General features: G+C 67.4%; 9 protein-coding genes. 7 read left to right on the top strand and 2 right to left on the bottom strand.

The genetic code is table 11. From position 1 onward, the window contains the following. Window positions 1-985 (top strand): glucose-6-phosphate dehydrogenase assembly protein OpcA (locus tag VFL28_09460; protein ID HET7264888.1); only part of this gene is annotated, 985 nt, incomplete at its 5' end. A gap of 2 nt (window positions 986-987) precedes the next feature. Next, window positions 988-1,746, top strand: a complete 759-nt coding sequence (pgl, locus tag VFL28_09455) for a 6-phosphogluconolactonase (GenBank protein HET7264887.1) — start codon at window positions 988-990, stop codon at window positions 1,744-1,746. Here pgl and VFL28_09450 read toward each other — a convergent pair. After that, on the bottom strand, window positions 1,658-2,203 hold the full coding sequence (locus tag VFL28_09450) for an ATP-binding protein (GenBank protein HET7264886.1): 546 nt from the start codon (window positions 2,201-2,203) through the stop codon (window positions 1,658-1,660). The two genes, pgl and VFL28_09450, sit on opposite strands and share 89 nt — an antisense overlap. Window positions 2,204-2,369: 166 nt before the next feature. On the opposite strand from VFL28_09450, the gene VFL28_09445 reads away from it, so the two are divergent. The 4 genes from VFL28_09445 to speB all read left to right on the top strand — a co-directional run bounded on the left by VFL28_09445 (window position 2,370) and on the right by speB (window position 6,045). Further along, window positions 2,370-3,362, top strand: a complete 993-nt coding sequence (locus VFL28_09445; GenBank protein HET7264885.1) for an ABC transporter substrate-binding protein — start codon at window positions 2,370-2,372, stop codon at window positions 3,360-3,362. Window positions 3,363-3,431: 69 nt separating this feature from the next. Further along, on the top strand, window positions 3,432-4,271 hold the full coding sequence (locus tag VFL28_09440) for an ABC transporter permease (GenBank protein ID HET7264884.1): 840 nt from the start codon (window positions 3,432-3,434) through the stop codon (window positions 4,269-4,271). Continuing rightward, on the top strand, window positions 4,253-5,107 hold the full coding sequence (locus VFL28_09435; protein HET7264883.1) for an ABC transporter ATP-binding protein: 855 nt from the start codon (window positions 4,253-4,255) through the stop codon (window positions 5,105-5,107). Before VFL28_09440 ends, VFL28_09435 begins: the two co-directional genes overlap by 19 nt. Beyond that, complete coding sequence (speB, locus tag VFL28_09430; GenBank protein HET7264882.1) at window positions 5,104-6,045, top strand: agmatinase; 942 nt, start codon at window positions 5,104-5,106, stop codon at window positions 6,043-6,045. The genes VFL28_09435 and speB overlap by 4 nt, the downstream gene beginning before the upstream one ends. 178 nt (window positions 6,046-6,223) lie before the next feature. Here speB and VFL28_09425 read toward each other — a convergent pair whose 3' ends face one another. Beyond that, window positions 6,224-7,111, bottom strand: a complete 888-nt coding sequence (locus VFL28_09425) for an oxidoreductase (GenBank protein HET7264881.1) — start codon at window positions 7,109-7,111, stop codon at window positions 6,224-6,226. Between the two features lie 81 nt (window positions 7,112-7,192). Here VFL28_09425 and VFL28_09420 point away from each other — a divergent pair, with 81 nt between their 5' ends. Next, window positions 7,193-7,831, top strand: coding sequence for a TetR/AcrR family transcriptional regulator (locus VFL28_09420; GenBank protein ID HET7264880.1), 639 nt, complete (start codon window positions 7,193-7,195; stop codon window positions 7,829-7,831). The last annotated feature ends 26 nt before the right edge of the window (window positions 7,832-7,857 follow it).

Here is a 7,857-nt window from a genome sequence, read left to right as displayed (position 1 = left end):
CGACGGCCGGCGCGCGGAGATGGCGGCCGCGGCCGACCGGCTGGCCACCCGCTATCCCTCGCGCAGCATCATCCTGGACCTCACGCCCCCGGCCGGCGGCACGACAGGGGGCGAAGGGACCCTCGCCGCCGAGATCGCCCTCCACTGCCACACGCCGGGCCCGAGCCGCCCGACGGTGTGCTGCGAGCAGATCGCGGTATCCGCTACCGGCCGCGCGCTTGCCCGTGTTTCGGCGCTCGTGCTGCCGCTGCTGGTGCCGGACCTCCCCGTCTACGTCTGGTGGCCCGACGATCTGCCCGCCGCCCCGGGGCCGGAAGCGGACGTGCTGCGCCGGCTCGCCGAAAACGCCGACGTTCTGATCGTCGACTCGTCGGCGATGCAACGACCGGTGGCGGGTCTCAAGGCCGCGTCCGGGCTCGCCGGCCGGCTCTCCGGCGGCCTGCGCGACTTGACGTGGGGCCGGCTCACGCCGTGGCGCGACCTGATCGTACAGTCCTTCGATCCGGCGCCAATGCGCGCGGCGCTCGAACGCCTGGACCGGATCAAAATCCGGACAGGCCCGGGACGGTCGGAAACCGCAGACCCCATCGCCGGGCTGCTGCTGGGCGGATGGATCGCCGGCCGGCTCGCGTGGGAGCCGGCCGGTCCGGCGCGGCGCGACGGAAAGCTGCTGCGCGCGCTGTTTTGGCGGGACGGCGGCGGGCTGGAGCTCGTGGTGGAAGGTGGTTCCGGCCCGGTGGTTACCTTCGAGTGCGCGGCGGGCGGCGAGCCGTGCACGGTTTCAATTGTGCGGCAGGCCGCCGGCGACGGCGCCGTGCAGATCGAGACGCGTCTCGGACGTGGACGTCCGCGCACGACCGCGGCGGCGCTCGCGCCGGCGGACGACGCCGGGCTCGTCGGGGCGGAGTTCGAAGTCTCCGGCGTCGACTCCGTGCTGCGGGAAGCGCTCGACGTCGTCCTGCGGGCGATGGAGGGCGTGTCCTGAGCGTGGAGCCCGAGATCGTCGCGCACCCGGACCTCCGGTCCGCGACGGCCGACGCGGCGGAGCGGATCGCCATCATCTGCGAGCGCGCCGTGGCCGCCCGCGGCGCGTGCGCCGTTGCGTTGTCGGGCGGCGAGACGCCGAAGCCGCTGTACGCGCTGCTCGCGTCCGAGCCGTACCGCGGGCGGATTCCCTGGCCTCGGCTGCAGGTATTCTGGGGCGATGAACGCTGCGTCCCGCCGGACGATCCGCGCAGCAACTACCGTTTGGCGCACGACCTGCTGCTTTCCAAAGTCGCCGTGCCCGCGGAACACATTTACCGCGTTCAGGGAGAGCTCGCGGACCACAACGCGGCGGCCGCCGCGTACGGGAAGACGGTGCGCGCGGTGTTGCCGGCGACCGCCGACGGCTGGCCGCGGTTCGACCTCGTGCTGCTGGGGCTCGGCGACAACGCGCATACCGCATCGCTCTTTCCGCGGAGCGGCGCCCTCAACGAGCGCAGGCACGCGGCGGTCGCCGAGTTCGTTCAGGACGTAGGAATGTGGCGGATCACGCTCACGGTCCCGGTGCTGACGCACGCCGCCGAGACGATCGTTCTCGCCGCCGGCGCCTCGAAGGCCGACGCCGTGCGGGCGTCGCTTGAGGGGCCGCCTGTTCCGGAGGTCCCGGGCGCGTTTATCCGGCCCGTCGACGGCCGGGTGACGTGGCTGCTCGACGCTCCGGCCGCCTCGCGTCTGACGCGCCGTCCGGCCGCAGGCGCCTGATCAGATAGACGGTGGTGCCCCGCCGGTTCTGATTGATCCGGACCGCATCGGTGAATTCCCGCATTAGGTAGAGTCCGCGGCCGCCCGAAGAGAGTGGGTCGGCCGGAAGTCGCGGCGCGGGCACGCGCCAGCGGGTCCCGGAGCTGGTGACGGCCACGGCGACACGATCGCCGCGCGCGACGAGCTCGAGCATGATGGCGTCGCTTTCGGTGGTGCGCGCATCCGGTTGCGGGGCGGACAGCGCGGGGTTGCCGGAGGCGATCGGATTGTCTTGCGATACCGCGGCGCGGGCGGCCGAGCCGCCGTAGAGGACGGCGTTTGTGACGGCTTCACCGACGGCGACGAGGAGTTCCGCAGCCGCCCGCGGAGGCATGCCGAGGCCAGAGAGCCGTGGCGCCAGATAATGCCGCGCCCGGCGCGGCGCGGTCACCTCTCTCGGCAACGCAACGCGCTCCATCAACACCGGTCCAACCGTCCGTCCCGCACAGGCGTTCTAGGCACATTTTACCCCGGCCGCTGCGTCGCGGTCGGGCCGCGCGCGGCCGGCCACCCCGTGCCGGAGGGTTTTGCCCGTGCCCCGCACGAATACATTCGAACGGCCGTTAGGGGGAGGTGTTGCCTCGATGTGGCGTGGCAGCAGGTGGGGTGCGCTCGTGCTGGTCGTACTGCTGGTCGCGGGACCCATGGCATGGTCGACCGGACCGGCCAGGGCCGCGGCGCAGACCCTGCACCTCGGATACTCGACGTGGGTGGGCTACGGCCCGCTCTTTTTGGCGCGGGACAACCGGTACTTCGATGAGGCGGGTGTGAACGTCGAGCTCACCAACATCGAAGATCCGAAGCTGCGCTTCGCCGCGCTCGCCGCCGGCAAGCTCGACGGGCTGGTCACCACGCTCGATACGATGAGCCTCTACTGGAAGCCGAACTTCCAGTTCCAGGCGGTGCTCGGCCTCGACGACAGCAAGGGCGGGGACGGCATCGTCTCCAGCGCCTCGATCAAGACGGTCAAGGATCTGCGCGGCAAGCGGGTCGCCTTCAACGAGGGCTCGGTCTCGAACTTCTTCCTGAGCGTGCTGCTGCGCCAGAACGGCATGACCGAGAAAGACCTGAAGGGCATCAACATGCGCCAGGACGACGCGGGCGCCGCGTTCTTGAGCGGCAAGGTCGATGCCGCCGTGACGTGGGAGCCCTGGCTTTCCCGCGCCAAGCGCGCACCGAACGGCCACATCCTGGTCGACAGCAGCCAGACTCCCGGCCTGATCGTGGACGTGATGGTGATCCGTCGCGATGTCCTGACGGCACATCCCGAGGCGGTCCGCGCCGCGATCCTCGGCTGGTACAAGGCGGTCGAGTACTGGAAGAAGAACCCCGCCGACGCCGACCGGATCATGGCCAAGGCGGTCGGCGGGTGGCTCAAGGACGTGAAGACGTTCCAGGAGACGCTGGACGGCGTCCGCTACTACGATCGGGCGATCAACCGCGAGTACATGGCGCCGGGCGGCCAGATCTACGTGACCGCGCAGAACGCGATCGACATTTGGAGCTCGCTCGGCAAGATCCAGGCCAAGGAAGCCGCGGGCGATCTCGTCAACAACTCGTTCGTACTCGCGAAGTAACGTACACTTGACGGTGGGCCAAGCCGGAGGCTTGGCCCACCGTCCTCGATCAACTTTCGGCGCACGCCGGTGACCCTCGCGCGGCCCCGTCCCGCCCTCCGCCGCGGCGGCCTGCGCGGCCTCACCGAGTACCTGCGGCCGCAGGAGCCCATTCCGCGCAGAAGCTACCTGGCGATCCTGATCGCGAGCGCGGGCGGACTCGTCGCGCTGTGGTGCATCCTGACCTACGGCGGCCTCGTCGAGCCGCTGTTCCTCCCGTCGCCGACGGCGATCGCCAAGTCCGGCGCGGAGATGGTCGGGGACGGCAGCCTGCTCGAGAACGCCGGCGCGAGCCTCTACGTGATCGTCACGGGGTGGGCGCTCGCCGTAGTCGCCGGCGTGCCGACGGGCATTCTGATGGGGTCCTTCAAGGCCGTCGAGGCGCTGATCGAGCCGGTGATCGACTTCGTCCGCTACCTGCCGGTGAGCGCCCTCATCCCGTTGCTCATCCTCTACATCGGGATCGGCACAGCCGAGAAGGTCGCGGTGATCTTCATCGGCACGTTTTTCCAGCTGGTGCTGCTCGTAGCCGACGTGTCTGCGCACGTGCCGCGGGAACAGATCGACGTCTCGTACACGCTCGGCGCCTCCCGCGCCCAGGTGATCCGGCGTGTGCTCCTGCCGGCGACGCTGCCGGGCGTGATGGACACGCTGCGGATCACCATGGGCTGGGCATGGACGTACCTCGTCGTCGCCGAGCTCGTCTCGGCCGACCGCGGGCTCGGCTACCTGATCCTCAACTCGATGCGCGGCCTCTTCACCGACCGTATTTTCGTCGGTCTGTTCACGATCGGCGGGCTCGGTCTCGGGCTGGACCTGCTGTTCAAATGGCTGCACCGCCGGCTGCTTCCGTGGTCGCCCAAGGCGTAGCGGGCGGGCTCAAGCTCTCGCTGCGGGACATCAGCGTGTCGTTCCGCGGTCGCGGCGGCCGCGAGATCGCGGCGGTGGCCCGGCTCTCGCTCGACGTCGCGGACCGCGAGATCGTGAGCATCGTGGGTCCGAGCGGCTGCGGCAAGAGCACGCTCCTGCGGCTCGTGGCCGGCCTCCTCCGCCCGACGACCGGCGAAATCCGGCTCGACGGACGCATCGTCGACGCGCCCGGAGCCGACCGCGGGATGGTGTTTCAGTCGTACACGCTGTTCCCGTGGCTCACGGTGCAGGGCAACGTCGAGTTCGGCCCCAGGATCCGGGGGCTCGACTCCGCGTACAGTCGCGAGGTCGCCGGCCGGTTCATCCAGATGGTCGGTCTGGCCGGCTTCGAGCACGCCTATCCCAAGGAGCTGTCCGGCGGCATGATGCAGCGCGTGGCGATCGCCCGCGCGCTGGCCAACGACCCCGAAGTCCTCCTGATGGACGAACCGTTCGGCGCGCTCGACGCGCAGACGCGCGTCTTCATGCAGGAGCTGCTGCTCGATATCTGGCAGAAGACGCCCAAGACCATTCTGTTCGTGACGCACGACATCGACGAGGCGCTGTTCCTCGGCGACCGGGTCTACGTGATGACGGCGCGGCCGGGCCGGTTCCGGGACGAGGTGACGCTCGCTCTGCCCCGTCCCCGCACCCTCGAGATTACGATGTCGCCGGCGTTCGTCGAGGCGAAGCGGCGTGTGCTCGGGATCATCCGGGAGGAGGCGCAGAAAACGATGGGCCTGGAGACCGGTCTCGACGCGCAGGACCGATTCGACGACTCCGGAGGCGCCGCGTGAGCGCGCAGCGTTTCGAGCCGCCGAACGCCTTCCGTTCGCCTCGCTTCGCGCAGCTGTCGACGTTCATGCGCCTGCCGTACCAGCCCGACCCCGCGGGCCTCGACGTCGGGATCCTCGGCATCCCGTTCGACGGCGGGGTGAGCTTCCGCTCGGGCGCCCGCTTCGGCCCGAAGGAAGTGCGCAACAACTCGCTGCTGATCCGTCCCTACAATCCGGTGCTGAAGACGTCGCCGTTCCGCCGGCTCAAGATCGCCGACTGCGGCGATGTGGACACGAATCCGATGGACATCCTCGACACATACGGCCGGGTCGAGGCGGCCGTCGGCCGGCTCCTCGCCGCGGGCGCGGTGCCCGCCTGCGTAGGCGGCGACCATTCGCTCACGCTGCCGATCATGCGCGCGGTCGCCAAGGCGCGCGGGCCGTTCTCGCTCGTGCACTTCGACAGCCACCAGGACATGTGGGAGGAGTACTTCGGCAACCGATACTTCCACGGCACGCCGTTCCGCCGCGCCCACGAGGAGGGGCTCTACGACGGCAAGACCGCCGTGCAGTTCGGCATCCGCGGGCCCGTGTACGACGAAGACGACTTCGCCTTCGGCGAGCAGCACGGCGTCACGGTGGTGCGCGCCGAGGCGATCCATCGCGAGGGTATCGACGCGGCCCTGCGGCATCTGGACCGCGTGCGCGGCCTTCCGGTCTACGTTTCGTTCGACATCGATTCGGTGGACCCGGCGTTCGCGCCCGGGACCGGCACGCCCGAGGTCGGCGGGCTCAGCAGCGCGCAGGCGCTCGCGCTCGTACGCGGTCTCGCCGGCCTCAACGTCATCGCGTTCGACATCGTGGAGGTGTCGCCGCCGTACGACCAAAGCGGCATCACGGCGATGCTGGCGGCGAACGTGCTGTTCGAGCTGCTCTCGGTGATCTCGCTGAGCCGCTAGCCGTGGTTCCCACACACGTTGTTGACACTCACGACCGCTGGGACCCGTCCTTCTGGCGCCGTGTGGGGCGATATTAATTGTAATAGTGCGGCCATTTCGGAAACGCGGTTCGGCGCTCCTCGTTCGAGCGGTAGAGTCGTGCGTAGGCCCACTCGCGGAGCACCGTCTGGACGAACCGCTATGAACGGTTTGGATCTCCGTTGATCGAGTCGAGGCTGGCAAGCAGGTCAGGGGGAATCCGCAGCATCGACGCCTGAAGATTTTCCCGAAGATGCGTGAGAGAAGATGTCCCCGGAATCAGCAGAACGTTCGGCGAGCGTTGGAGGAGCCACGCCAGCGCAACCTGCACGGGTGTGGCGCGAAGCGCTGTCGCGGCTGCGTCGAGCGCCGACGACTGCAGTGGAGTGAAGCCTCCGAGCGGGAAGAACGGAACGTAGGCTATGCCTTGCGCAGCGAGGTTGTCGATGAAAGGATCGTCTTTCCTTTGGGCAACATTGTAGAGATTCTGCACGCAAACGATCTCCGATATTGTCTGCGCCTCCGCCAACTGCTCGCGAGTAACGTTGCTCAGACCGATTTGGCGGATGAGTCCTTGACGCTTGAGTTCAACGAGGACGGTGAGCGGCGCCTCAATGGGGCCCTCGGTGGGCCCAGTTACTTCGCCAACCCGAAGGTTGACGACATCGAGAATGTCGAGGCCGAGATGTCTGAGGTTGTTGTGAACGGCATCGATCAGTTCCCGACGGGAGAGGGCGTGAATCCAAGATTTGTCGGCACCCCGACGAAGGCCAACCTTGGTGGCGATCACGAGGCCCTCCGGATAAGGATGGAGCGCCTGTCGAATGATTTGATTCGTAACATGCGGGCCGTAGAAGTCGCTGGTATCGATATGGTTCACGCCCGACTCCACGACGTTGCGCAGAACCGCGATTGCGGCGTCAAGATGGCGAGGAGGTCCCCATACCTGCGGGCCGGCAAGTTGCATCGCTCCGTAGCCCATGCGGTTCACTTTCATTGACGTGCCGGGCAGCACGAAGCTACCGTCGAGATCAGTCTGTTCGATCATTCCAGATTTCCTCCTCGGCCGGGTGTTTCGTTCGTGCTATACTGATTTTATGAAGGATTCTTCGGTTCTGCTATTCGCATTATGGCGACCGACACGCTAACCGCGTTTGAGCCAAGAAAAACGCCTGTTCAAGAGCGGGCCGCGGTCACGGTTGAGGCGATTTCTGAAGCGACTGTTCAGGTTTTGCTGACCCACGGCTCAGACCGATTGACGACAACACGCGTCGCGGAACGGGCCGGCGTTGCCGTGGGAACGCTCTACCAGTACTTCCCGAACAAACAATCCCTGTTATTTGCGGTGTTGAAAGGGCATCTGAAGGTGGTTTCCGATAGGGTCGAGGCAGCTTGTGAGCGTGCAAAACATGAGCCGCTCTCCGAGATGATCAGGCAGATGGTCGAGGCATACGTGGGCGTCAAGATGGAGCGCTCGGACATTTCCGTGGCCCTCTACCAAATCGCGCCGGACGTCGGGGGACCCGCGTTGATGAAGCGAGTGCTCCAACGCTTACGGAAGGCCGTCGAAGCAATGCTTGAGACAGCGCCGGATATGACGTCGCCGCCAGACAAATTCGCCGTAGAAATGATGTTGGCAGCGATATCAGGCGCGATGCGCTCCGTGCTGGAGGCGGGAGCCTCGCCGGCGTTGATGCGTAAGACGAGAGAGCAGCTAGTGCTGCTTTGTCAGTCTTATCTGACGGCCGCCACGGGAGGCCGTCTCTAAGGACTGAGTGCGAACGTGGTGTTCAT

The organism is bacterium (assembly GCA_035691305.1).
Lineage (GTDB): Bacteria > Sysuimicrobiota > Sysuimicrobiia > Sysuimicrobiales > Segetimicrobiaceae > DASSJF01.
Note: the sequence above shows the minus strand (reverse complement) of the source record. Positions and strands in the feature narration are given on the sequence as shown.